Origin of the sequence: Enterococcus sp. 9D6_DIV0238 (assembly GCF_002174455.2) — a bacterium.
Lineage (GTDB): Bacteria > Bacillota > Bacilli > Lactobacillales > Enterococcaceae > Enterococcus_L > Enterococcus_L dunnyi.
Window position 1 is genome coordinate 1 of record NZ_CP147246.1, and the last position, 25,541, is coordinate 25,541.

Sequence of the window (25,541 nt, forward strand, 5' to 3'; positions counted from 1 at the left end):
CGGATAAACCAATTGTGGGATATTTTTTTCTAAATATTAATTGACTTAATACTTTATCAATTTTCTTTGGGCAGTAGTTAACTGTTACTTTCTTTCCGTTTTTTGTGGTAGTACCCCACATCAAGTTTTTATCGTTCAGCTTTCCATATGTCTCAAAAAATATGATCAATTTATTTAATTGTGTATCTAATAAATCATATATATTTTCTAGTCTATCATTCATTTTGAAAGTAGCAGCAATGTTAAGGTTTTCAATACATTGATATATACTAGAACATATTTTCTCACATGTATCGGAATCTCCATCTTCAATAAATAGTCGATCAAGGGTTCCTTCATAGTCTAATTTTTTTGATTCTTCAAACAGTTCTTTTGAAATATAATTAAAAGATTCTCTTATTCGAGTAAAACAATCTTTCGCATTTTTTATAGAGCTTTGACTATTGGAAGTTTGAGAAATAAAGCTAAGATAGTCGTTTAAAGTTCTGTTGATTGATGCCTTATTTAGTTCATTCGTTAAGGCACTTCTTGTTTTTTCTTCAATATTGTGAACTTCATCTATTATTAAAAGGCAAGGTTCCTCGTAAATAATACCTCTTGAAGTATTGTTTAACTTAAATAAATGACTGATTAATAAATCTTGGTTAACAATTATTACCTTCGGAATGTAGACTCCAGTAAATCCAATTCGTTTACAGGGCTCTTTCAATTTATTTCTAGTTTGGAAAAAATAGCACTCTGACTTGTATTTACAGGAATTAAAAGAGCAGCCATCCACACAAATATCATCCCACTCGTCAATATTCAAATTTTTTGGGTTTTGCTTATCCACACCAGTCTTTACAGAATTAAGATAATGTGTATATTTTTCATCTTTTGTATTTTCAAAATGTTTAGTAATTCTTTGGATACAGGGATAATTCTTTTGTCCCTTACCAATAGTTTTATCAATATCAATTTGGAGTATCTCTTTTGCTAAGTCGATATCTTGTGATAACTGTTCAGTCAATTGGATAGAGGACGTAGCAACAATTAATGGCTTGCCAGACAATTTTGAAATTAGTATACCCGGAATTAAATAAGATAGAGATTTCCCAATACCCACACCGGCTTCTATCAATAAGTTATCTTGATTTCTGTATGAATCCGTAATATTCAACATCATATCTTCTTGAGCTTCTCTGCTTTCATAACCTAGTGACGGAATGTTGTCAATAGTTTGAAAAATTGCTTTAGTAACGCTATCAGCTATTCTTTTTCTCAAATAGTTCCCTCCCAAATAATAATCACATGTATATTATACCATAAAGGGAACTAAGGTTCGCTTTTATATTTGCTAAGAAGAGTATGTGTCATATTTATTGAGAACAGCACTATAAATAATTTGAATTCAAAATTTAACTAGTCTTTATCAACTAAAAAACATATGATCATAGTATTTATAGTAAATCTAAAATGATAGACATAAACAAAAGAATTATTGGGGAATTTTAAGTATTTATTCCAGCTCGCAATTTTCTTACTAAAAACATCCAAAATATCCCAATTTTCTAGTTAAAACAGTTTGAAACTAAATCAAAACTAACTACAATTGACAAAAATTATCAGAATTTCGCAGCATTCACTGAAAAATTAGAATGCTGTTATACCAACGATTAGAGCTTATCAGAAGCTCTGGAAAAAGCTAACCTTTTGCTGGAAGGTTCTGTCGGATAATTAAATTTTTAAAGCTGGAAATGTCTGATTGCAGGTGTTTCTGGCTTTTTGTTTTTGTGGTGGTGAGAGTAACAATAAAATTAGCACCAATTAGAAATAAAGGCCAAATTTTTATGAATTTTAATGGTAATGTGTTGTAATGCTTGATATAATTATCCTGATATAAGAAATGGGGGATGGAATATGAATGCAATAAATAAAAAAATATTTAAACATTTCCAAAATAATTGTTACTCTTTTCAATTAATTTCTTATAATGCTGAGAAAATTTCATATTCTCAATTGATAAAAAAATTAAAACAGGAAAATAGCCGTCAAGTTTTGTTTAACTCTGAAGTTATGATAGAGCTAATAAAAGAAACTGCAATAAATAATAAAGAATATATAGTAGCAGCTCTGAAAATTGGAAGCGAAGATGATTTAGAAGTACAAGAGAATATTAATAAGATAATTCTTTCTATGAGAACTGATTACTCAAATGTAGTAAGATTAATAGAGGAATTGTCTTGGTGTTATGATAATGAATCTATAGATATTAGTGAAATAAAAATTGTAAGTAGAGGCGAAAACTACGACAATGCAAAAATATTATCAAATGGTATATATTTCGGAGATGAAAAAATATTTAATAATTTCATTGTTCCAGTTTTAACGAGGTATTTTAATGGGGAGTGAAGTGTTAAAACAAGTTAAAGTTTTATTCATAATGATAGGTTCATGTATATGCGCATATAAATTTCCTCTGGCAACCATTTTTTTAAATATAACTGATCAAAAAGTTTTGGCATCATTAGACATTGGTTTTTATAATTTTGTTTTTAGTGTGATATTTGCATTAGTGTTTAATTTCGTTAGCAATCACTTACTACATATTGACGTAAATATTAGCTACCCAAATCAAGAAACTAATAAGATTGTTTTTTCTGAATCAGATTTAGAAAAAAGCATGGATATAGAAATGAAAATAGTAGCCAAAGGAAAAGTCAGGAAAACTTATAAGAGTATTACTTTGGTATGTCCTGAATCCTATATGATTCAGTTACATGAAAATTCGAGTAGAAAATTTATTTCTATTGACTCAGGCGGTTCAAATTACGAGTTAGATATAAATAAAATGATATCCAGATATAAGAAGGACGTTTCAACTGTTAAAACAATTAAATTAAGTCTAGTTTTGGAAGAATATCACAAGGGTGATAAAGATTACCTTGTTTTAGAAAAACCAATCTGGTTAGGTTTTGTTAGTATTAAAAAGAATAAATTAGAATTGAAACAAAATTAAGGAGTGTCAATATGGTATATTCAAAGTGGCAAAATACGATAAATAGAGATATAGATAGCTTAATAGATCATATAATGTCTTATTCTGAATGGCTTAAACCTAGTATAGATCCATTTGATAATAGTAATTTATCTTTTAGAATAACAAAAGCTTTTCCAAAAAATGAAAGTATACAACTAGATAATGAAACTGTAGAGTATAATTTTTTAGAGTTTCAATTTGAAAGAGTTAGAAATAGTGAAAAAAATAACAGTAATAGAGAAAAGAGAGTTAGAACTGAAGATTATGAGATAATAATTTACAGCCATAAAAATAAAGTTAAGTATATAGTTAATAGAGGATATACACAACCTACTTTATCTGTACTAAGGAAATTGCACGGTTATGAGGGAAAATATGAAATTAAAGAAGAAACTATAGGTGGCATTAAGTCAGACCTTTTTATTTGGTTAGTCTATAATTTAATTGAAAATCCTAGCCTACCGTTAGGTGTGAATTCAAGCCTGTACCTAAAAAGTCTAACAGGTTTTATGGGGAAAACAGAAGACAAAATAAACACAATCCAAGGAACTGGGAAAAGAATTCTGAATATGTTGACAACTCTTTTATTTTTATTTGAAAATCAAAATATATCGAAGGTGAATATAGAAATTGAAGATGATAACCATTTTTATGATATTACATTAGGAGAAGAAAGTTTCATAGATGTGTCTATAATTGATTATGAAGGACCTGATATGTTTGGTATTGAAGAAGTTGTAAAATCAAAAATACTTTTAAGATCATTCATAGAGCTTATACCTAACCTAATAAAAGTTTTTTCAGATGAACAGACACCACCGAGGGCTAATTGGAGTGAAAAAAAAGAGCGAGCATTTTTTAATGAAATAGGAAAAACTATTAAAAAAAATATTACAGAGTTATTGAAAAAAAAATAATTTTGAGGTTTAAAAACAAAAGTAAATCTGTTTACTGATCCGCTAAGTACAATATCATAGAATATGGATACTCATTTTTTATTGGGTGAATCCAGAGGCGTGTCTATTTAGATCTACTCTCATTTGCGGTGTTTTTTTATCAAATGACTTTTTCAAAAGGAGTTTTTATTATTAAAATGGTCATTTTAGAGCATTTTTAATATCGTTTGTTTTCTTTGCAGTTTTAATGAATTTAGTTTATATTCTAAAACAACCGATGAATCCGCTTGCTTGATTTTTAATGATTTTCAATGACATTTAGTTTTAATAAGAAAATATTGATTTGTTAATATGACAGGTTTTCCAGCCCATTCATTTGTAAAATCTCAAATGGAATGGTCAGTTGATTAATAACAAAATAGAAGCTAGGAACGCTATCATATAGGCATTTCTAGCTTTTTTGATACATGGAAATAAAAGTAGAACTTATACTAGCGCCAATGGGCATTTTTAGAGCAAATCTTTTTCTATCTCGATGTGTTTATAAATTGGTGTTGATTGAAAATATGTTGAACACTAGAAAGTTTGATATAATAAAGATAAGTATGTGTATTGCAAGAAAAAGTGTTAGGATTATTGAAAAAAATAAGTGAATAATACTTATTAAATAGGCGAAAATGGACTGCTAACAAATTTTTACAGTAAGATGGGAGATTATTATGGACAACTATTATACAGAAAACGAATTTAATGAGTTAGTTGATTCATTAGCAGGAGCAGTAAAAAACTTTAATCTAGTTGTTTTTGTAGGAGCAGGTATTTCACTTTCGCAAGGATATCCTAACTGGAATGGTTATATTGAAAAATTAATTCATTTTTGGCAATTCAATATACAACATGTTGCGGGGGGAAAGATAGAAGTATCAAATAAATTACTTTCGCAATTTGATGAAATCTTGAGATCAAAAAATGGTCCAAAAAGAAAGATTGATTTATTACATACTTTGTTGCACGATATTTTGGGAGAAGACTTTGACGATGTAAAGCTTAATTTTGAAAAATATTTTTTTAAAGAAGTCGTACCAGATTATTTAGAAAATAGTGTGTTAGTTGAATTGATAAAATTAGATCCAATCTTTATAACTTCAAATTATGATTTCGAAATTGAGAAACATTTGAAACGTATCAAGCAGAAAGATGCATTTAAAACTATAAATAATCTACATGAATTCACCAGTTGGAGTAGTAGACTAATATCAGGTGATATTTTGCATTTACATGGAACAACTGAAGGAGAAGGGCATTATTTTGTTAATTCATCCTTGGATTATTCTAGGCAATATTTAAAAGAGACACAGGAATTTCAGAAGTTAAGAACATGGTTTGAAACGAAACAACCTATTGTTTTATTTCTTGGAAGTAGTATGGAAGAAGAAGAGATTTTATCCTTATTACCAGCAACTTCTAAAAATTTTGCTATGATGAAAGCAGAGCGGAATGAATCTCCAGAGTTTAGAGAACTTTATAATCAAACCTATCAAAAAAATAATCGTACAACCATTTTTTGGTATGGTGATACTTATAGCGATTTGCCAAAAGAAGTAGAGAAAGTGGTAAGTGCCGTTCAGAAAAAATTAGAAGTATCTAAGTCTAGTGAGGATTGGGCTATACTTCATAGTATATCAACCGATAATGAAATTTATCAGAAAACACTTGAAAAATATTCAGAAGATGAACGATATTTATCCGATATTTTTAAAACGGATGATATCGATATGCAAAAAAAGATTTTAAAAATTACGCTATGCAGCTCAATTTTATTGAAGAAAATTTGCAATATAAGTAGTTTTTGGAATATGGTTAGTAAAAATTTTAATGTTATAGACACTGAACAACTCAAAAGAATTATTGAAATTTTTAAGGTTGAAAGACTAAATATGTACTGCCAAGATCTTTTTGAAGTATATGAACAACTTTTGAACTCAGATAATATTCTAAAGGAAGATATTAATGAAATAAGAAAACATCTGGCACAAAACCAATCGTTAGTTAATACCTCTTTTTCTGAAGATTCAGATTTGGTGGGGTATTGGTTAAGTGAACAATTTCAGCAAGAAAACTCACCCCATAGAAATATTTTTTACGGTGAACAAAGTCTTAAAATTAATCTTAGAAGTGAATTGATTCTGCCAATTATCGAGTCAATAAAAGACGAAGGAATATATCGCTATTGGCCTTTTAATGACATTGTTTCAATGGGTGGATTAATAGAAATTATCTATAATTCTCTCTTAGATGAAAAATTATTGTTCGAAGATACGTTTATTTTAGAGAATTTCCCCGAACCTTTACTGGAAACGCGTTTATTTCAGCGAATGCTAGTTAATTTTGATAATGAAAAGAAACAGCCTAGTCCAATTCTAAAAAAGTTAATAGCTAAAATTGATTTTACTGACACTGTTTTTGGAACTGAGTTAAATGAATTTGTAAAAAATCATCAAATAGAAATAGGAGACAAGGCTCTTAAACCTTATAAAAATGCAATTGAATCAGAACCAATTTGTGTTGTTCATCCTCGTTCATTTATAGACAGTAGCCAGATTCTTAAAGAGAATGAAGAATCCATCTTGGAGATTTTATTAGGTAGTCAAGATGAGTCATTTTCACAGAGAGAAGACTTTTATTCTGAAAAAACAAATAAAGAAACTTCCAATTATTTGTTAAATTTATTGGGAAAAGATGATGTAGTTTCGCAAAAAATAGAAAAGATAATTATTGATAAGGGGTCACTGCTATATCCAAAATTTGATAGACTGTTTCTCAAAATTTTAACGGATGATTATAATTCTGAGTTAAAAGATAAGGCTTTAAATATATTTTTAGAAAAATTCAATTTAGATAGCTTTAGTTGGGAAGAAAAATTCTTCTTTCAAGAGTTGATTTCTAAAAAAGAATTTGAACATAAAGCGTTTGAAAAGCTATTTCAAGTTAACGTTAATAATCTTAATTATAATTATGTGTATACAAATAAAGAGAGGCCTGAATTAATTGAACTTGATGATTTTATTAATACTGAGTTAGGAAGGTATTTGAATATACTGATATTACTAAACAAAAAGGACAAATCTAAACGTGGTGTAATTAAAGAGATTGTATCTAAAGTTAGTTTTGATCAATTTAGAGAATTTACACAGGGAGCTTTGACAACAACTGACAATTCAGCAGATTTAGAAAATGTTACGATCAATACTTTCCAAGGATATTCTTTTTCAATAAGCGGGTTCATGAAAGGTGATTTAGACAAATTTAAGCTTATAGGTCAAGAGTTACTAAAAAAAGGCTATGTAAACAATGTGAATCAAAATAATCTGTTCTTGCTTGCTCTATCTAAGATAAACCCTAGTGATGAAGAAATGGAGATAAATTGGAATAACATCAATTTTTCTTGGATGCTTGTTTTTGTTCTTCAAAGTGAATCTGAGTTTGAGTATGAAGAGGAGTGGCTTCGAGAAATAATGCTGCATGATAAGGAAGGGAATTTTGGAAGAGACATTTTGTATTATTTAGACGAAGATAGCACTTTATTATTTAAAGGAGAAAAGATTTTACAGATATTTGGCGAAAATATTGCTGATTACAAAGGGAAGGTAAACATTCATTCACTTACTGATAGTCTTAAAGAACAAAAAAATAGAGAGAAAAAAGATTTATTGATTAAGCTGTTCTTTTTATTGTTAGAAAATTCAAAAATTGAAAAAAGTTATTTTGGCAGTAGTACTTTATTAAGCATCATGCAACAATTACCTTTGGAATCAAAGAAAAGACTTGCAGGTCATGCAAATCTTTCAACGGTTCTTTCACCATTAGAGATTGATGAGTTGAAAAGAGCTATTGATTAAAGCTGAAATTTGTAAGATGACTATTAAGGCGTTGGGTTAAAGTAGTGTTGGAAGGTTCGACATGAAGTGATATGGATAGAACAAAGGATTATCTTATCTAATTGTATGAAACGAATAAAATGATATTTTACACGTATTAATGCAAAAAAAGAAGTCAACAGCTATTATGTAGTTTTAGCATAGCTGTTGGCTTCGTTTATTAGCTAGATCTATCAATGTTCGAAGAACTCATAAAATAATAATTGATTCATTGAGAGATTTTCACTTTTTCTTTTTTCATTAATTGGTCAAGTTGTGTTTCTAATCGGTCAATACAGTTAGAAAAATCATCCATAAATGAACCAAAAATTTGAGATAAAGAGTAGTAGTCTCTGGCAATTTTTTTCTTGTTTAGCGGTAGCTTTCTGTTGGCAAAGTGTTTATCTACTACCATTAAAATATCTGTCCATGATTCAAGCTGTTCCAGAGTATCTTTCATAGCATACATGTCTTGGTAGGAGACTTGTTTGATTGGTTGCTGGTTTGGTGTCATCATAATCTTTACTTTTTCTTCGTTCATAATAGTTCCTCCCTTTTCGATTTTACTTTTTTACCTATAAATAAAGAAAATAGTAGATAATTCAATTATATTTAGGTAAAATAAGAGTTGCTGATGCTGTGCATCAGTATTTGTGGCAACTTGTATGTCTAGTGTACGCTGTTCATACAAGTCTTCATTGTTTGGTTGGCGCTAAACTTTGAAGAGCCACTTTTTAATTACTTTAATTCTAAATTTATCTACTATCTTTCAATAAGTAAATAAAAAGCGGCATTGGATACACTCCAACACCGCTTTTTACCTGTGTATGTTTAAGGTTTGCTACAATAGAAAAACATTGTAAATAAACCTGTTCGTTAATTAGGAAAAAAGTTTTTTTTGTTGATAGTGTACGCTATCCATCCTTACTTTAATATTTAGTTGGCGCTAAATATTAAAGCATTTTTTATTTAAATGTTAAAAGAAATGTAACTTATAATCTGTAGACTTAAAGTATACAAAAATTATATCATGTAGATATAACATAGTCAATAAAAGAAAGGAAACGAGTATTATGACTTCATTAAAAATTATTTTTGCAAATAATGTTAAAGCAATTCGGCAAGATAAAAAATTATCCCAAGAGGGACTTGCCTACGTTTGTAAGCTGCATCGTACTTATATTTCTGATATTGAACGAGGGAAACGTAATGTTTCGATTGATAATATTGAAAAAATCGCTCTTGCACTAGAAGTAAAACCTTATGAGTTATTGATAAAGAAATAAGCTCACTTCTGTAAATATTTAATGTGAATCTGCTTGATGGTATTGAATTAATTGGATATAGGAATAAGTCATTCTTTAAAATGTTGAGAATGGCTTTTTTATTCATTTAGATATACAGAATAAATTACATCGAAACAGGTAAAAGATAGCATGAAATACACTGAAAAGTATACTTTTACATCGGTTTAATATATAATTTACTTGACTACGTATATAAATAATTAAACATATTTTTATAGATAAAGGGGCAACTGAAATTGAATGATAAAGAATTAAAAAAACTGAAAGACGATCTTTGGACGACGGCGATTGATATGCGTGCCAACTCTAATTTAAGTGCCCATGATTATGCTGAACCCATTTTAGGGCTAATTTTTTTGCGTTTTGCTGACGCTAAATATAAAAAATTTGAAAAATCTATTGAAGAAGAATTTGAAAAAAGACAAAAAAGTACACGTATTTCAGCAAATAAAAGTGAAATTGCCCTTGAATTAGCAGGAATTTATGTACCAGATGACGCAAGGTACGATTATTTATTAAATCTTCCAGAAAAAGAAGATGTTATCGCACCAGCAATTGTGAATGCAATGACAGAAATGGAAAGATACGCATCTTCTGTAGAAGGAGCATTACCCAAAGAAAAATACAAAGAAATACCAGCAACGAATTTAAAAAATTTGCTGAAGAATTTCAAAGATATTCCAACAGAGGGCTCAGTTGATATTTTTGGAGAAATCTACGAGTTCTTTCTTGGAAAATTTGCCATGGCTGAAGGACAAGGTGGCGGTGTCTTTTACACCCCAGCATCAGTTGTTCAATATATGGTAGAAGTTGTCCAACCCAAAAAAGGTAGAATATTAGATCCGGCATGTGGCTCAGGAGGAATGTTTGTTCAATCGGCTCTTTATGCGAAAAAACATGGCTATAATCCAAATGCTTTAAGAGCCTATGGGGTTGAAAAAGAACCGGCAACTGTAAAATTAGCACAATTGAATTTATTGCTTCATAACATGAATGGAGATATTACTCAAGCCAATTCATTTTACGAAGATCCCTACACGAGCTATGAAAAGTTTGATTTTGTTTTTGCCAATCCTCCGTTTAATGTAAGAGGTGTCGAATACGAGCGCGTATGCAATCAAAAAAGATTTAATGAATATGGCATTCCAAGAAATTCTAGTAAAAATGATGAAATTGAGAAAGTCCCAAATGCCAATTACTTATGGATTAATCAATTTGCTACTGCATTGAAAAAAGATGGAAAAGCAGCATTAGTTATGCCAAATGGAGCTTCCACGGCAGGAGATGGTGAACAAAAAGAGATACGAAGAAGATTGTTAGAAAGTGGACATGTTTTTCAAATTGTTGTGTTACCTTCAAATATGTTTAATACAGTAACTTTACCAGCAACTCTTTGGTTTTTTGATAAATCAAAAAAACATGATGAAATTTTGTTTATTAATGCAGATAAAAAAGAATTATACACACAGGTAGATCGTGCACATCGTAAATTTGATGAAGCACATATTAAAAATCTTGCTTTGATTACAAGATTGTATGAAGAAAACACCCAAGAGTATGAAGAACTCAAAAGCTGGTATCAAGCAAATATTGATTTAAACGATGACCAAAAGGAATATTGGCAAAAACAACTAAATTGGGTCAATGAACAATTTCCAGAAGGAATGTATCAGGATATACCAGGATTATGTAGTGTTGTTCCAGTTCATGGAGAAAACAGCATTGAATCAAAAGATTGGAGTTTATCCCCTGGTTTATATGTTGGTGTGGAAGAGATGGAAGCAGATGAAGAACCATTTGAAGAGAAGATGGAAAGATTAACGAAGCAATTATCGGAACAGTTCCAACAATCAAATGAGTTGGAAAAAGAAATTCGCCATGCCCTAGGAGGGATAGGGTATGAGATTTGAAGAATATATACTTAAGGATATTGTAGATATTCGCTCAAGTAAAAGAATATATTATAAAGATTATGTTTCCCAAGGAATTCCATTTTATCGTTCTAAGGAAATTATAAAAAAAAGTCAAGGAGTTTATCTAGAAGAATTATTATTCATAAATCAAGAAAAATTTACTGAAATTAAAAAAAAGTATGGAGTTCCTAAAGAGGGGGATATGCTACTAACTTCGGTTGGAACAATTGGAGTACCTTACCTAGTGAAAGAAAATGAGGAGTTTTATTTTAAAGATGGAAACTTGACATGGTTTACTAATTTTAGCAATGATTTATCAAATGAATATTTGTTTTATTGGTTGATATCACCAATAGGAAAAAGAAAGCTAGAGAGTATTCAAATTGGTACATCTCAAAAAGCATTAACTATGATTAAGTTAAAAGAAATATGTATCAAGCTACCTAAAATTGATTATCAGCAAAAGGTAGTAACTATTCTAAATAGACTTAGAAAAAAAATCGAACTCAACGATCAAATTATAAACACTTTAGAAGAAACAGCAACGACTCTTTTCAACCATTGGTTCATTGATTTTGAATTTCCAGATAAAAGTGGAAATCCATACAAATCAAGCGGTGGGAAAATGATTGAAAGTGAACTGGGTGAAATTCCAGAAGGATGGGAAGTAAGCTCATTAAAGAATATTACAGAAATTATTATGGGACAATCACCAAAAGGAACATCATATAATAATGAGGATATGGGCTTACCACTAATCAATGGTGCGAGTGATTTTAAGAATGGTTTTGTTAACCCCAAAAAGTATACTACTGAGCCTAAAAAAGTGACAAAACAAGCTGATATTATTTTTGGAGTTCGAGCAACTATTGGGAATCCAACAATTGTTCAGCAAGAATATGCGATCGGTAGAGGAGCAGGTATAGCAAGAGTTAAAAATAATCATTATCAAGAATTTGTATTTTTGTTATTAGAAGAAATGTTTAAATATTTTGCGAATACGGGATCAGGAAGTGTGTATATTAATATTTCTAAAAATGATTTTGAAAGTTATAAGTTTATAAGTCCATCATTTGAAGTAATATTGAAGTTTCATGAATCTGTAATGAGTATTTTTGAATTGATTGCAAACAAAAGAATTGAAATTGAATCCTTAAAAGAACTTAGAGATACTCTACTCCCAAAACTTCTTTCGGGAGAAATTGAACTAGAATAAGAAAAATGAAATTTGAACTAAAGGAGGTCTAAAAATGGTTGATTTTATCACGGAAGATGATCTGGAATTGCGTATTATGGAAGAATTTGAAGATTTAGGTTATTCACTTTTGAATGCTTACACAAAAACAAATTCTTCTCTTAAGGACGGAACACATCGACAGACAAAAAAACAAATCGTTTTGCCTGATGTTCTTTTAGAATACGCTCGTAAACTAAATCCTTCAATTCCAGATGCACTCATTGTTGAGGAAGTACAAGCAATTATCAAGGATGATTCTTTAAATTCTAGGTTATTAAAAGATAAAAATTATGAGTATTATCAGTCTTTAATTAATGGGATCAATATAAAATTCGCTCTTAATGATGAGGAACAGATTGAAACATTAAAGCTAATTGATTTTGAGCATCCTGAAAATAATTCTTTTATTGCCGCTCGACAAGTTTGGATTGCTGGTGAGATTGGGTACCGTCGACCTGATATTATCGTGTATATCAATGGACTCCCCTTAGTTTGGATTGAGTTAAAGAAACCAAGTGAAAATGTCCAATTAGGGTATTCAAAAAATCTGATGGATCAGAAAAAGGACATTCCGCAATTATTTTTCTTCAATCAATTATGTATTATTTCAAATGGGCATATTACGAAGGCTGGCAGCTATAATTCGACCTTCTCTCATTATTTTGAATGGCTTAAAATTGAGGATGAAAAAGAAGTGATTGATCGAACGAAAATTCATGATGAAGAGCTATCCATTCAATATTTACTTAAAGGACTTATGCCAAAGGCCAAATTACTAGATTATATTGAAAACTTTATTTTGTATTTAAATAAAGATACGAAAATCGTTGCGAAAAATCATCAATTTTTAGGTGTCAATCATGCGATTGAAGCTTTTGAGAACCGAGAAGCTAGAAATGGAAAATTAGGGGTATTTTGGCATACACAAGGCAGTGGAAAAAGTTTTTCTATGGTGATGTATGTTCGGAAAATAAGACGGAAATTTGCAGGAAACTATACCTTTTTACTTGTAACAGATCGCAATGATCTAGATTCGCAGTTAATCAAAAATTTTGTGCGAACAGGTGTGGTTGAAGATACAAACATGGTTAAACCAAAAAGTGGGTTGCAACTTAGAAAATTACTTAAAAGTAATATTTCAATGATTTTCACTACGATACAAAAATTTAGATACGATAAATACAAAGATTTTCCTCTTCTTTCTGAACGTAAAGATATTATTGTGATTGTAGATGAAGCACATCGAACCCAATATAAGAATTTAGCTGAAAACATGCGTAAGGGCATACCAAATGCACAATATATTGCTTTTACAGGAACGCCATTGTTAGGTAGCAAACAATTAACCTATGATTATTTTGGAAAGCCAGTGAGTGAATATACATTTAATGATTCCATTAATGACGGTGCCACAGTTCCTTTATTCTATACAAAAAAAGTTCCTACAGTTAATTTAAATAATGATCTATTAAATGATGAATTTTTGGATATTATTGATAAGGAAGAATTGACAGACGAAGAACGAAAGAAATTAGAGAATAAATACCGTAGTTCTTTAAATGTAATGAAGCGAGACGATCGCTTAGACGAAGTTGCTCAATACATCGTGAAACACTTTCCAAAAAGAGGTTTTTTAGGAAAAGGGATGGTTATTTCAGTCGATAAATATGCGACAGTTATGATGTATAACAAAGTGCAAGAGCATTGGAAAAAAAGAATACGAGCCATTAATTCTAAGTTGCAACAAACAGATTCTCATGAAGAGAAAGAAGCTTTATTAAAAGAGAAAACATTCATGAATAGTGTCGAAATGGCTGTTGTGGTAAGCGAAGAAAGCGGAGAAGAAGAAAAATTCGAGCGGTTTGGCTTAGATATTACGCAACATAGAAAAAGATATCACCAAGTTGATGATGAAGGTCGTGATATTGAAGAACAATTCAAAGATCCAGATCATGCTTTACAGTTAGTATTTGTAACCGCTATGTGGCTAACAGGCTTTGATGTGCCTTCTGTTTCAACGCTTTATTTAGATAAACCAATGAAGAGTCATACATTAATGCAAGCCATTGCCCGTGCGAATCGTGTGTATTCAGATGATAAACGTGGGATTAAGATCAATGGCTTGATTGTGGATCATGTGAATATTTTCCATTATATGAAAAAAGCCCTGAAAGACTACGGCGGTTCTCATCATGAGGCTGAATTAGACTTGCCAGTAAAACAAGTAGATGAGTTGATTGAAATGCTTGTTTTAACCCAAGAAGAAATGATTCGTTTTTGTGCATCCTTGAACATTGATTTAATGGAAATAGTAAATGCTGAAGAGACATTTTCAAAAACTTGTAAGGCAAAAGCAGCAGTTAATGCTGTTGTAGCAACCGATGAGCAAAAAGCACAATTTATTATTTATACGAATTTATTAAAGAATATTTATGATGCTTCTTGTCCTGAAATTTTCCACTATGATTGGGATAATCGTATCTATAAGTTGGTTCAATACATGTCAAAAATGATGGGAAATTTGATTCAAAATGAACGTATTGAAGATGCACAAGTGAAAGTTGAAGCGTTATTGGATGTGAGTGTGGATTCGGAGAATTTATTTTATATCAAAGAAGATTCAGATGCTGATTATAATAAAACAATCTCACTTTCTGAGTTAGATGTGGAATCCATGATTGCAAAAATTCAAAAATCAGAATTTGTAAATATTGAACTTATCGAATTGAGAAACTTTATCGAACAAAAATTAGAAGCAATGCTGAATAAAAATGAAACAAGAGTTTCTTTTGCTCAAAGGTATGAAAAATTAGTTCAAGGATATAACGCTGGTGCCACCGCAAATGAGAATTATTTTGAAGAGTTAAAGAAATTTGTAAAAGATTTGAAAAAAGAAGATGCTCGTGCATCAACAGAACATCTTTCCGAAGAAGAATTGGTTTTATATGATTTACTTTTGAAAGAAAAACTAACAAAAGAAGAAGAAAAGCAAGTGAAATCAGCAGCTACCCAATTGTATCATTCGTTGATGAAAGAAAACGGAAAATTTTTGAGTGTTGACTGGTTTAAAGATGAACAACCAAAACAACGAGTGAAAAATAAAATAGAAACAGTGCTTGACAAAGCATTGCCAGATTCATACGATAAAGAAGTTTTTCAAAATAAGACAGAAACCATCTTCCAATTTATCTTGAATAGAGCTGTATCAGGTAGAGGATATGTAGGGAACTTATAAAATAAGAATAGTATTGGAATGAATGATCAAATTTCAATACTATTTTTGTATAGAAATTTTTATTCAACCTATGAAGGAGGTTTGGAAATGGAGTCCCATATTCGGGATTATTTATCAGAAAATTTAAACTTTTTATCGGATGAACTAAGTTTAATTGGAAAAGAGTACTTATTACCCAATAATGATGGGACAAAAGGATATGTAGATTTACTAGCTAAAGATAAGCAAGGAAACTACGTGATTATTGAAATAAAAAGAAGTAATCAAACTGCACGACAAGCGCTACACGAAATTTTCAAATATTCAGCTCTATTAAAAAGAAATCTATATATTAAGCAAAGTGAAATTAGAGTTATTTTAATTTCTACAACTTGGAATGAATTATTGGTTCCTTTTTCTCAATTTGTACTAGAGACTGATTTACTCGTTGAAGGTTATGAGATTGAAGTCAATAATCATTTTATACCAATAGCTAAAAGAAAGATAAAATCAGTGCCTAATTCTATCCAAAGAAAAATATCAAGAATTCAACATATTTTCCTCTATGAGGCTAAACGTTGTATAGATGATGAACTATCAATAATAAGTTATCTTTTAGAAAAATTAGGTATTAAGGAATACATTTTATTAAATCTAAATTATCAAGGTGATAATAATCAGGTTATCTATCCAAAAGCGATATATCTTGCTTTCCAAACAGTACCATTTAGTAACTATATAGAATTTCGTGAAAAACAGAATAAAAATGACTTAATAGATTATGGAAATTTATATGAAGAATTATTAGAAATTGAAAAAAATTATGATGGAGAAGAACTACAAGGAAAAATAGAACAAGCAATATTAGATGAAGTGATCAACCGATCATATTGTGATACATCTGAGATTGGTTACCCAGAGAAATTTTTGAATATGTTGAATTCTAGTTGGAAGATTGAGCATCATATATGTGGAGGAGCTTTTGCTAAAGACCAATTATACACAGTAAAGAAATTAGTACAAGACATAGTAGGATTAAACGAGACAAACTATGTTTTCTTTTATGGTTATGACAACTCTAAGCATTTAGCAAAATTAAAAGAAGTGTTTCACAATGCAAAAAATGTTTTTTATGGTAACAAAATTTGGAAACAACATTTTACTTGTATCTTTAATGAATTAGAAGAGAAATACGACAACTACACGATTGTTGTCTCCATAACAAATCCTGAAAGTATCTTGGAATGTATAGTATATGGAATAAGGCCTACATATGAAATTATTATAGATCATAAAGATTGCGGAACAATGCAGATCTATCGTGGAACTATCGAGTATACTTTTAAAGAAATTTCTTTAGAAAAGTTATTAGAGCGATATTTTAATAGTAATCCCATGATGTTGTTTATTGTACTAAATTATGGAGAATTATATATGAAAGAAATGGATATAATGAAAGATATCGGGCTAAAATATAGTAGTAAGAGATATGATATTTCTGATGATAAAACAGATTGTTATGATGTATGTATTTCAGAATATGGAGAAATATTTTATATTCCTCGTGAAGAGAAAACACTCTTTCAAGATTATTTGAAATACGATCAATTTTTAGTTTCAGATTTAAAAGAACTCTTTTCAAATTATAATTTAAAATTATGAATAAGTAGATAGCTTGTCTTTAGATTATTTCTAGTCTATAAAAATGAATAGATGAAAACAAGTCCTTAATTTAGGGTTAAAAACTAAAACAGGACTTGTATTCTTTTCGATAGCGATGTTCCTAAATAGTGCGTGTATGTTTACATTTTTTCTCTCTGAACTATCCTCGTTACAATCTCCTCACTCTCCTTCATCCCACCCCATCAAAATCTCCAGCAAAAACCTGATACAACTGCTGACAAGAATAATACCGCATCCGCATATCCTTCTTATTCCTCGTAACCTTCCCATCAAAAAACTCATCCAAATAAACCAACGACTTCTGCCAAGACCGAAGCTTGATCAACTCACTCCGCACATCCAAAATATCCTGATAAGGTACTGCCTTCAAATTCTGTTCTTTACTCATCACTACACATCTATTCCCATTTTTTTGTAAAACTCAACAGGAAAATAAAAAACGATCAGACCTATCTGTCAACACCATCGATAAAAATCAGACCTAGAACAGAAACAAAAAAGGCATTGGCGCAATGTTCAATAAATGAATAAGTCAATAGTACTTTAAAGAAGCCTAGCAATCTTTTCTAAGTTTTTTTCACTTTCTTGTGACTTATTTTTGTTCTTTAAATGTTGTGATAGTTCTTAACATCCATTTGCGTTTATGAGAGAAGAGATAAGTATTATTTTATAAAAAAGAAACTGATAGAATTTTTTTATTTAATTTCAAACTATTTATAAAAACTACATTTCTTTTTGGAAGCATCCGTTGTATACTTTATGTATGATAAAACAACTATTATGAGGTGGAATATGGAAACTGTATATTTTCAAGATTTAAAAATCGATTGGAGTAAAGCAGCTAAAGAATTTTTATTTGTAGAATTTGATGATTCAACTGAGCTAGATAAGAGTGGCTATTTATACAAAGATCAATTAAAGCAGTTAGTTTCATGGGTAGATTATTATAACAATCTTCAATGTACAAAAGTGTCAAAAGTGAACAATATTTTTAGTATTGTTGGTGAGAGAGGGACTGGAAAAAGCTCATTTGTGAAATCAGCAGTGGATTTATTCAAAAACAATAAGCAAAAAACTAATTATTCGATTTATACATTGCCAATCATTGATCCAACAATTTTTAATGGGAAGCTTAATATATTAGAATTATTTATTGCTATGTTAAAAAAAGATATTGATTGCAATCCTGTTAACAATCAAGATAATGAGCACTTTAAACTATTAACTAAATTTAATAAAATCGTGAAAGAAAGTGTTGAAACTTTAAAAAATATGAGAATAAAAAATTCTTCATTTGCCGAAAAAAATTCAAGTATTGAAGTACTTGAAAATATTCAAAAACAACAATATTTCTCTAAAACCATAACTAATTTACTTAAACTTTTTTTAGAATTAAAAAGTACAAATAGAACGAAATATAATTTTATTTGCTTATCAATAGACGACTTAGATTTGGTTCCTAACGAGTTTGCTTATGAAACATTACAGCTACTTGAAAAATTTTTGAATTATCAACCTAATCTATATGTTTTAGTAGCTTTACGAAGAGAACAATTAGTGAACTCGGTTCTTAGTGAGTTAATTTCTGAAAATGAGAACGTATTAAATAAAAAATTATTATCTCATCCAGAAATTAGTATTGAAGAATTAAGAAATCAAGCACTAAACTTAATCGATAAGGTCTTACCACTACCTCAACAAGTGAATCTAGATTTTAAATTACAAATTGGAATAAAAGATTTGCTTGCTCCATTTATTGAGAGTGAGGGACAAGAAAAATGCTTGCAATTTTTTGATCGTTATAGAGAAAGTGAGGAAAGAGAATTATCCTTCCAATCGTTTGTTCAAAAAATGATCATGGAACAAACGCGAATTCAAATGGAACCAGTAGAAAAAATAGAAGTTACTCATTATAATTATCCAACTAATTTAAGGAGTGCCTTACGATTTTTAGAATTTATATATCAGTTTGAAAACTATCAACAAGAAATTGATAGAGGTAAAGAGGTATTAGAATGTCTTGATTTATTGAAAAAAAATGTGATACGTTATCGTCAATATCTTCTAGGAACGTTTAAGGATAATTTTTCTATGGAATTATATAGTATTATTTCTGATTGGTATGGGCATGAAGTCGAAGTTCGAAACAGTTATCTATGTAATAAATTAGTTTATACCCTTGCTAAAGAAGATGAAGTCGCTAGTTTTGATTCAATAACTAAGAAGGCGCCTACTAATGTTGCTCTGGGTGATGTCTATACTGTTCTTAGTTTTTTACGTGAACAACATCGTGACTCTAATGAAACTCAATACCTTTTGTATGCAATTAAAATGTTATATTCTTTGGAAATGTTAGAATTATTGCTTAAAAGTATCATCTTATCAGAGAACCAAGGGAATGAAATTAATCAGAATTTTTTACAACAATATTTGTGTTTAGCTCGTGGAAAAGTAATGCCGGATTGGTTTCCATATAATGAGTCGTTTATTTCAGGAGCAACCGTTTTATCTTATCCTTATGGTGTAGAGGAAGAGGAAAACAAAAAAGTAGTTTTAAATAAAATTCTATATAGCTCAGTAGCAGCGTATGGTGATATTCGTACATTACCGAAAAAAGACAATTTTTTTGAAGGTTATTGGCAAACACATATTTATCGCTCTCGGAATCAATATAAAAAAAGTGATTTTACCAAAAAAACGAGTTATTATATTGATCTATTTGCGCAATTGACTGATCTTGAAAGAGTTGAAGCAAAATTATTAGGAATTGTAAAAGAACAAAAAGTTTATTACCTTTTTTATTCTTTATTTGATCTTGATTTTTTCGTCAACAAAAACTATACGAGACGTTCGCTCTCTAAAAAAAGTGAAAGATTAGAATATTCATTAAAAAGAGTTAATGATTGTTTTAATAATAAACGTCTATCTAATATAGATGAAAGAAAGCTTCGTCGCAACATGGTTTCGCCATTACTCAAACCTGAAGTAATTAATGGTAGTGAAAATGAAGATTTATTTTTACCTTTGTTTGAGAATAATGAAATTAAAATTTTAAAAGAAGTATTTGAAGAGTTCGAAGTACGTGAAAATATAGATGAAAATGGTGGTAAAAAAGTAAATTTAAGCCTAGATGATTATGATGAACTGGCAGCTATAGCTATTTCAGCTATTAATTCGTCTCATGTAAGAGTGAAAAGAGATTTTGCTAGAGCCTATTATTCAGCATTTGGTAAGTGGCCTAAAAACATGTCGCTAGATCAAATAACACGCATGAATAATTTTATAAAAAAAGAACGCTCACAAAATTTTGCAGAACTAGATAATAATTTACGATTAATGAATGCAACAATAAATGGGCACCGTTCGGCTTATATGCAAAAGCAACAAGAAGAGGTTTGACATGGCAAATTATAATCAACTCTATAATGATTTAGATCGAATGATTCGGCTTATTTATAGAGAGTTAACGCATGACTACTATCAGAAATATAATATAGAGCATGATATTTATTACTATAAAAACTTATTTGATTTAAGGGATGAAAGTTTTCAGCAACGAATATTCGGAAAATATTTGCAAGTATATCCTAATAATTATAATTATGATGATTTAAAGTTTCTACTTCATTCAATAACGAAACTATTAGAAGAAGAATATGGTCAAACGGATGCTATTTTTTTAATTTTTTATACAGCAAAGCATCTTTTTAAGCTGGATCGAGATGAATTGTATGTAGAATTTGACAAGTTGATTGAATGGGATGGATTTAGAAATAAAATAGATGCAAAGCTTTTTATTGCTGCATATAAAGTTGAACATTTACCAGAAGCAACGAATTATTATGAAAATAGTATTGTTAAGCACAATAATAAAAGACTATACGAAATTATCAAACGTCAAGGAATATCAGAAAATCATATGCATTTGAAAGCTTCTGGCTATACAGATGATATCAATTGGTATCATTTTTTACAGTTAGGATTACAAGAAATGAATCGTTTTACTGATTTTATTAATCAGCAAGAAGTATTTAAAGAAATGGATAGGGGGCAAGAGAATGCGAACTTTTTAGTTCAATCAATACTAAAAATTAAAGTCATACGAATCGTTTTAAATCTATACATTATTCAAGAAAATTTATTTTTTGAAACGACTAAAAAAGACAAGTTATTAAAGACGTTATTTAATAATTTTAATTTAATCTTTCAATCAGATGATGTTTTAAATTGTTTAGATAGCCTTAATATCTTATCTGATATGATTCATTGTGAGGAAACGCAAACGAAGTATTGGGAACAGCAGCTAAAAGATGAATATGATTTAACAAAGTATGCTTCACATGAATTCCTTTTTTATCAAAAGATCATGAAGTATATTTATGAAGAAAAGTCAGCGTCCATTTTTGTCACACTTTTGTTTAATCTTTATATCTCGGGAACAACGCATCTAAAATTTCAATTTATTCAAGACAATCTAGGAATGGGTTTTTCTAAATTTAAAGATAAGGAAGAGATGAAAACCTATTTTTTGAAAGGAGCTTCCTTCGCTGAAAATAATGCTGTAAAGCGAAGTGTTTTCCATAAATATTATCGAGAACGTTATATAAATAATGTAGAGATACGAATTACGCCCGAAAGTTCAATAAAAGAGTATATTAAAACTATTGAGGATATGCATACTTTTAACGATCTAGAATATCGAAAGGCGAAACGGGAATTAAAAAAGAAAAATAGTATCTTGAACTTAAAAAAAATTAACTTTGGTTTGATCATCCACTTTATTAAGCCTTTAAAATCAAAAAGTTTATCTATGACAGAAGACTGGATAGAAAAAAGAAAGAATCTTTTTAAACAAACGACTGCTCTTTTGGAAACCTTGGATGCAATCAAACAATATGCAGAAAATCCTAAAAATATAGGCTGGTTTAAGGGACAATTGACTCATACAATTGTGGGGATAGATACCGCAAATTATGAAAAAGATAATCGTCCTGAACTATTTGGTCCTATCTATAGAAGGATACGACAAGGTGGAACATCAGGATTTGTTTTGAAAGCAACTTATCATGTTGGAGAGGAGTTTCCTACATTAGCAAATGGATTACGTGCAATAGATGAAGTGCTTAATTTTTTAGATTATCGATCTAATGATCGTTTAGGGCATGCACTTGCTTTAGGCATAGATCCTGATGATTATTACGGAAAGAAACGAAGTAATATTTTGTGTTCAATTGGTGATTATCTAGATGATTTAGTTTGGATGTATTCTGTGTTGGTGGAGTCAAATCAGGATGCCTCATTGAAACTTTTTTTAAGAGATGAGTTCGAAAAATATAAGTTAGAACTTTTTGAATCAATCATGCCTTTAAAAGAGATTCCAGATTTTAACGTATATTTAGCAGCCTACTATTTAAGAGGAGACTGTCCTGATCTTCATTTGGAGTTAAGTGACCAAGCATCAACAGAAATAAATTATGAGTTTTTGTGTAAAAAATATGCTTATAAATTAAATATTCATTCAAATAGACATAAAGCAGCTTTTTTAAATTATGATGCAAGATCCCTCTATCTACGTTACTCTTTTGATGATTCTTATCGAAAACAAGCGGAACAAGTTTTTCACATAGAAACCAGTGAGTTATATGTTCAATGTGTAGCAAGAGTCCAGCGACTTTTACAGGAAAAGGTTTTACGAATGAATATTTTTATTGAAGCGAATCCATCATCTAATAAAAAAATTTCTTATGTTCAAAAGTATTCTGAACTACCAGCTTTAAATATTAGTGGTCCAATTTTTGGTAAATTGAATAATCTTGAAATTCCAATGTCCATCAATACAGACGATAGTTCAATCTTTTTAACGAATCTTGTCAATGAGTATTCGATGTTAACAGCTTCTCTCATTAGGGATGGATATTCCGAAACTGATGTCTATTCATATATCGAAAAATTAGCTATTGCGTCAAATGTTCATTCTTTTATTTCAGAATATTAGTTCTCTATGTATGCATATAATCATTAGATACCAGATATATCAACGAGCGCGAGTAACAGCATAATTAATAGTGCATGTATTACTCGCGCTTTTTAGTAGTTAAATTTTTTTGGTTTGTATCATCTTACCCAAAACTTCCTCACTCTCCTTCAAAACCTCCTCAAAATCCCCAGAAAACACCTGATACAACTGCTGACAAGAATAGTACCGCATCCGCATATCCTTCTTATTCCTCGTAACTTTTCCATCAAAAAACTCATCCAAATAGACCAATGACTTCTGCCAAGACCGAGGCTTGATCAACTCACTCTGCACATCCAAAATACCCTGATAAGGTACCGCCTTTAAATTCTGTTCTTTACTCATCATTACACATCCATTCCTTTTTTTGTAAAACCAACAGGAAAATAAAAAACGATCAGACCTACCTGTGCCTCATCGTGTGCAATAGTTCGTCAAAGAACGCATGAAATCGTCAGAAAATGAAAGAATCCACTAATACCCCTAGTCAAATCAATCAAAATTAAGTACAATAAAACATGCGAGTACTTCGGTACGCGCTATCGGCAACTCGATTATGCAGTTCCTGCTGCTTATTCGGGGCCTTGCAACGTGATGCCAGTCAGGTTGTAAGGTGCCGTTTTTTATTTTTCTATTTTTAACTCCATGCATTGTAACTTTAGAAAAAATCAACCATAGAATAGAAACAAAAAAGGCATTGGCGCAATGTCCAATACCTGAATAAGTCAATAGTACCTTAAAGAAACCTAGCATTCTTTTCAAGTTGTCGCTCAAAAAGAGACATGACAAAAAAGCTAGTGATTCATTTACTATTGGCATACTTGCGCGGACAGTTCCTGCTGTTTTCAAGACCATTTTCGTTCGGTGCCAGCCAAACAAAAAGGTGCCAAGGATTAAATTGTCATAAAGTTGAGTGATGTTCTGAATCAGGACTTACTCAGCTTTTTTATTTCCATTCTATACACTAAGTATAAATAAATCGACAGCGAGAATCAAGGCGAACAGAGAAAAAAACAAACGAAAATTCGGTTTTGTTGTAGTATAAAATTAATTTTTAAATAATCCTGAAGCTTGAAAAACTAGGTTAGTATGAAATAATAGGAATCATTTCCTTAAAGTATACTCAAAGCGAGGAAAAGCTTTTATGACGCTAGAAGCGTTGAATTATTAGTGATTCTTTTGCTTCTCTTTTCAATAAATTATGTGAACTGATCTGCACTTCGCTCTTCACGTTCAGGATAGAAGTAGTTATAAATTTGGCGAGTCATTTTAGAATCTTTATGATCTACTCAATAAATAACATTCTCTAAGCTCATATTCGCCCATGCACAAAGAGTGACATGGGTCTTTCTAAATTCATGGAGGGTAATTCGTTTTAAGTGGTATTTAGCTATAATCACATGATACCAGTCATTAGCTTGATCAGCACCGCAAAATTTATTTTCTTTATTGAAGAAGGCAAGGAGATATTTAAACCCTAAAATATTGTTAAACTCACCAGCTCGTTTAGATTCTTTTAGTAATAAGGGATGAAACAGTTGGTAAAAATATACCATTGCTTCATGATCACCTTTTTGAGCTTTAAGTGCTAAAGTAGTAAGAGTTTCCATATTCCATCCCTTCTTACTCCTTTTAACTGTTCTAACAAACTTTTCTTATAAATAGAAAATGCCTACTGTGATATTTTTTTTAGCGTAAGTTCAGCATCCTTTTCTTGGTAACATATTTTCCTATTAGGAACTTTATTGTAAGTTCATACCAAATGATTTTTTTTAGTTCCATTTAATTATTTATTTGTATTTATTTGTTAGCATTATATTGACAGCGCTTTCTATAATTGCTACACTGGCCTTATAAAGGAGGAGAATATGAATAAGAAATTATTAGGTGGACTGTCTATTGTTTTGATAATCTTGATTGTGATATTATCCACAAATCTTTCTGACAAATTAACATCAAATAGGGAAGATAAGCAGTTTGAAACAAAAAATACGATTAAAAGTTCGGATGAAGCATTAAAAACTATCAAATCAAATAAGGATGTTATTATTTACTATTCTCAAAAGGATTGTGTTTATTGCAAGGAACTTAATGTTCACTTGAACAAATTGGATTCTAATATAAGGGAGAAAGTATATGTATTTTATATTGAAAATGAAGACAAGAATAAAGTAAAAAAGACTTTTGAATTCTCTTATACCCCAACACTAATATATTATAAGAATTCGAAGGAGAATGATCGATTGAATAATGATTTACTGTTTAAAAAAAATGTAGCCAAGTTTAAAAATACAGGTGAAAACGATTTGAAACAATGGTTACAGGAAAAAGAGGAATGA

Annotated in this window: 15 protein-coding genes and 2 pseudogenes; 12 read left to right on the plus strand and 5 right to left on the minus strand. The window is 30.1% G+C overall.

Annotated features, from left to right (window positions below; translation table 11 throughout):
* Window positions 1–565: 565 nt before the first annotated feature.
* A pseudogene (locus A5889_RS00005) lies at window positions 566–1,165 on the minus strand (hypothetical protein); the annotation flags it as partial.
* 734 nt (window positions 1,166–1,899) lie between these two features.
* Here A5889_RS00005 and A5889_RS00010 point away from each other — a divergent pair.
* The 4 genes from A5889_RS00010 (at window position 1,900) to A5889_RS00025 (ending at window position 7,814) form a co-directional block, all read left to right on the plus strand.
* Window positions 1,900–2,391 carry a hypothetical protein gene (locus A5889_RS00010; protein WP_207114566.1) on the plus strand — a complete coding sequence of 164 codons (492 nt, stop codon included), beginning with the start codon at window positions 1,900–1,902 and terminating at the stop codon, window positions 2,389–2,391.
* Window positions 2,381–2,998, plus strand: a complete 618-nt coding sequence (locus A5889_RS00015; protein ID WP_207114565.1) for a hypothetical protein — start codon at window positions 2,381–2,383, stop codon at window positions 2,996–2,998. Before A5889_RS00010 ends, A5889_RS00015 begins: the two co-directional genes overlap by 11 nt.
* 11 nt (window positions 2,999–3,009) lie before the next feature.
* Complete coding sequence (locus A5889_RS00020; RefSeq protein ID WP_207114564.1) at window positions 3,010–3,936, plus strand: hypothetical protein; 927 nt, start codon at window positions 3,010–3,012, stop codon at window positions 3,934–3,936.
* Between the two features lie 698 nt (window positions 3,937–4,634).
* A complete protein-coding gene (locus A5889_RS00025; protein ID WP_207114563.1) occupies window positions 4,635–7,814 on the plus strand; it encodes an SIR2 family protein in 3,180 nt (1,059 codons plus the stop codon).
* 247 nt (window positions 7,815–8,061) lie between these two features.
* Here the strand turns inward: A5889_RS00025 and A5889_RS00030 are convergent, their stop codons facing one another.
* Window positions 8,062–8,373, minus strand: a complete 312-nt coding sequence (locus A5889_RS00030) for a hypothetical protein (protein ID WP_087639847.1) — start codon at window positions 8,371–8,373, stop codon at window positions 8,062–8,064.
* A 532-nt stretch (window positions 8,374–8,905) separates the two neighbouring features.
* Between A5889_RS00030 and A5889_RS00035 the strand changes: the two genes are divergently transcribed.
* The 5 genes from A5889_RS00035 (at window position 8,906) to A5889_RS00055 (ending at window position 17,165) form a co-directional block, all read left to right on the plus strand.
* The gene (locus tag A5889_RS00035; protein WP_207114562.1) at window positions 8,906–9,118 is read left to right on the plus strand and encodes a helix-turn-helix domain-containing protein; all 213 of its coding nucleotides are present in this window, start codon (window positions 8,906–8,908) and stop codon (window positions 9,116–9,118) included.
* Window positions 9,119–9,375: 257 nt separating this feature from the next.
* A complete protein-coding gene (locus tag A5889_RS00040; RefSeq protein WP_207114561.1) occupies window positions 9,376–11,049 on the plus strand; it encodes an HsdM family class I SAM-dependent methyltransferase in 1,674 nt (557 codons plus the stop codon).
* Window positions 11,039–12,268 (plus strand): restriction endonuclease subunit S, encoded by a 1,230-nt coding sequence (locus A5889_RS00045; RefSeq protein ID WP_207114560.1) that lies wholly within the window; start codon window positions 11,039–11,041, stop codon window positions 12,266–12,268. The genes A5889_RS00040 and A5889_RS00045 overlap by 11 nt, the downstream gene beginning before the upstream one ends.
* 34 nt (window positions 12,269–12,302) lie before the next feature.
* Window positions 12,303–15,524 (plus strand): type I restriction endonuclease subunit R, encoded by a 3,222-nt coding sequence (locus A5889_RS00050; RefSeq protein ID WP_207114559.1) that lies wholly within the window; start codon window positions 12,303–12,305, stop codon window positions 15,522–15,524.
* Between the two features lie 87 nt (window positions 15,525–15,611).
* Entirely contained in the window at window positions 15,612–17,165 is a 1,554-nt protein-coding gene (locus A5889_RS00055) for an endonuclease NucS domain-containing protein (protein ID WP_207114558.1), read from the plus strand.
* A gap of 190 nt (window positions 17,166–17,355) precedes the next feature.
* On the opposite strand, the gene A5889_RS00060 is transcribed toward A5889_RS00055, so the two are convergent.
* On the minus strand, window positions 17,356–17,574 hold the full coding sequence (locus A5889_RS00060; RefSeq protein WP_242585302.1) for a hypothetical protein: 219 nt from the start codon (window positions 17,572–17,574) through the stop codon (window positions 17,356–17,358).
* A gap of 404 nt (window positions 17,575–17,978) precedes the next feature.
* Here A5889_RS00060 and A5889_RS00065 point away from each other — a divergent pair, with 404 nt between their 5' ends.
* The gene (locus A5889_RS00065) at window positions 17,979–20,585 is read left to right on the plus strand and encodes a hypothetical protein (RefSeq protein WP_207114557.1); all 2,607 of its coding nucleotides are present in this window, start codon (window positions 17,979–17,981) and stop codon (window positions 20,583–20,585) included.
* A gap of 1 nt (window position 20,586) precedes the next feature.
* The gene (locus A5889_RS00070) at window positions 20,587–23,181 is read left to right on the plus strand and encodes a hypothetical protein (RefSeq protein ID WP_207114556.1); all 2,595 of its coding nucleotides are present in this window, start codon (window positions 20,587–20,589) and stop codon (window positions 23,179–23,181) included.
* Between the two features lie 99 nt (window positions 23,182–23,280).
* On the opposite strand, the gene A5889_RS00075 is transcribed toward A5889_RS00070, so the two are convergent.
* Both A5889_RS00075 and A5889_RS00080 read right to left on the minus strand, forming a co-directional pair.
* Window positions 23,281–23,547 carry a hypothetical protein gene (locus tag A5889_RS00075; RefSeq protein WP_087640415.1) on the minus strand — a complete coding sequence of 89 codons (267 nt, stop codon included), beginning with the start codon at window positions 23,545–23,547 and terminating at the stop codon, window positions 23,281–23,283.
* An 854-nt stretch (window positions 23,548–24,401) separates the two neighbouring features.
* A pseudogene (locus tag A5889_RS00080) lies at window positions 24,402–24,674 on the minus strand (site-specific integrase); the annotation flags it as partial.
* 396 nt (window positions 24,675–25,070) lie between these two features.
* On the opposite strand from A5889_RS00080, the gene A5889_RS00085 reads away from it, so the two are divergent.
* On the plus strand, window positions 25,071–25,541 hold the full coding sequence (locus tag A5889_RS00085; RefSeq protein WP_207114555.1) for a thioredoxin family protein: 471 nt from the start codon (window positions 25,071–25,073) through the stop codon (window positions 25,539–25,541).

Bases quoted from the DNA above. Each gene is read 5' to 3' on its own strand.
- A5889_RS00020 (WP_207114564.1), top strand. From the start codon at position 3,010: ATGGTATATTCAAAGTGGCAAAATACGATAAATAGAGATATAGATAGC.
- A5889_RS00045 (WP_207114560.1), top strand. From the start codon at position 11,039: ATGAGATTTGAAGAATATATACTTAAGGATATTGTAGATATTCGCTCA.
- A5889_RS00015 (WP_207114565.1), top strand. From the start codon at position 2,381: ATGGGGAGTGAAGTGTTAAAACAAGTTAAAGTTTTATTCATAATGATA.
- A5889_RS00060 (WP_242585302.1), bottom strand. From the start codon at position 17,574: ATGAGTAAAGAACAGAATTTGAAGGCAGTACCTTATCAGGATATTTTG.
- A5889_RS00070 (WP_207114556.1), top strand. From the start codon at position 20,587: ATGGCAAATTATAATCAACTCTATAATGATTTAGATCGAATGATTCGG.
- A5889_RS00030 (WP_087639847.1), bottom strand. From the start codon at position 8,373: ATGAACGAAGAAAAAGTAAAGATTATGATGACACCAAACCAGCAACCA.
- A5889_RS00085 (WP_207114555.1), top strand. From the start codon at position 25,071: ATGAATAAGAAATTATTAGGTGGACTGTCTATTGTTTTGATAATCTTG.
- A5889_RS00035 (WP_207114562.1), top strand. From the start codon at position 8,906: ATGACTTCATTAAAAATTATTTTTGCAAATAATGTTAAAGCAATTCGG.
- A5889_RS00075 (WP_087640415.1), bottom strand. From the start codon at position 23,547: ATGAGTAAAGAACAGAATTTAAAGGCGGTACCTTATCAGGGTATTTTG.
- A5889_RS00050 (WP_207114559.1), top strand. From the start codon at position 12,303: ATGGTTGATTTTATCACGGAAGATGATCTGGAATTGCGTATTATGGAA.
- A5889_RS00025 (WP_207114563.1), top strand. From the start codon at position 4,635: ATGGACAACTATTATACAGAAAACGAATTTAATGAGTTAGTTGATTCA.
- A5889_RS00055 (WP_207114558.1), top strand. From the start codon at position 15,612: ATGGAGTCCCATATTCGGGATTATTTATCAGAAAATTTAAACTTTTTA.
- A5889_RS00065 (WP_207114557.1), top strand. From the start codon at position 17,979: ATGGAAACTGTATATTTTCAAGATTTAAAAATCGATTGGAGTAAAGCA.
- A5889_RS00010 (WP_207114566.1), top strand. From the start codon at position 1,900: ATGAATGCAATAAATAAAAAAATATTTAAACATTTCCAAAATAATTGT.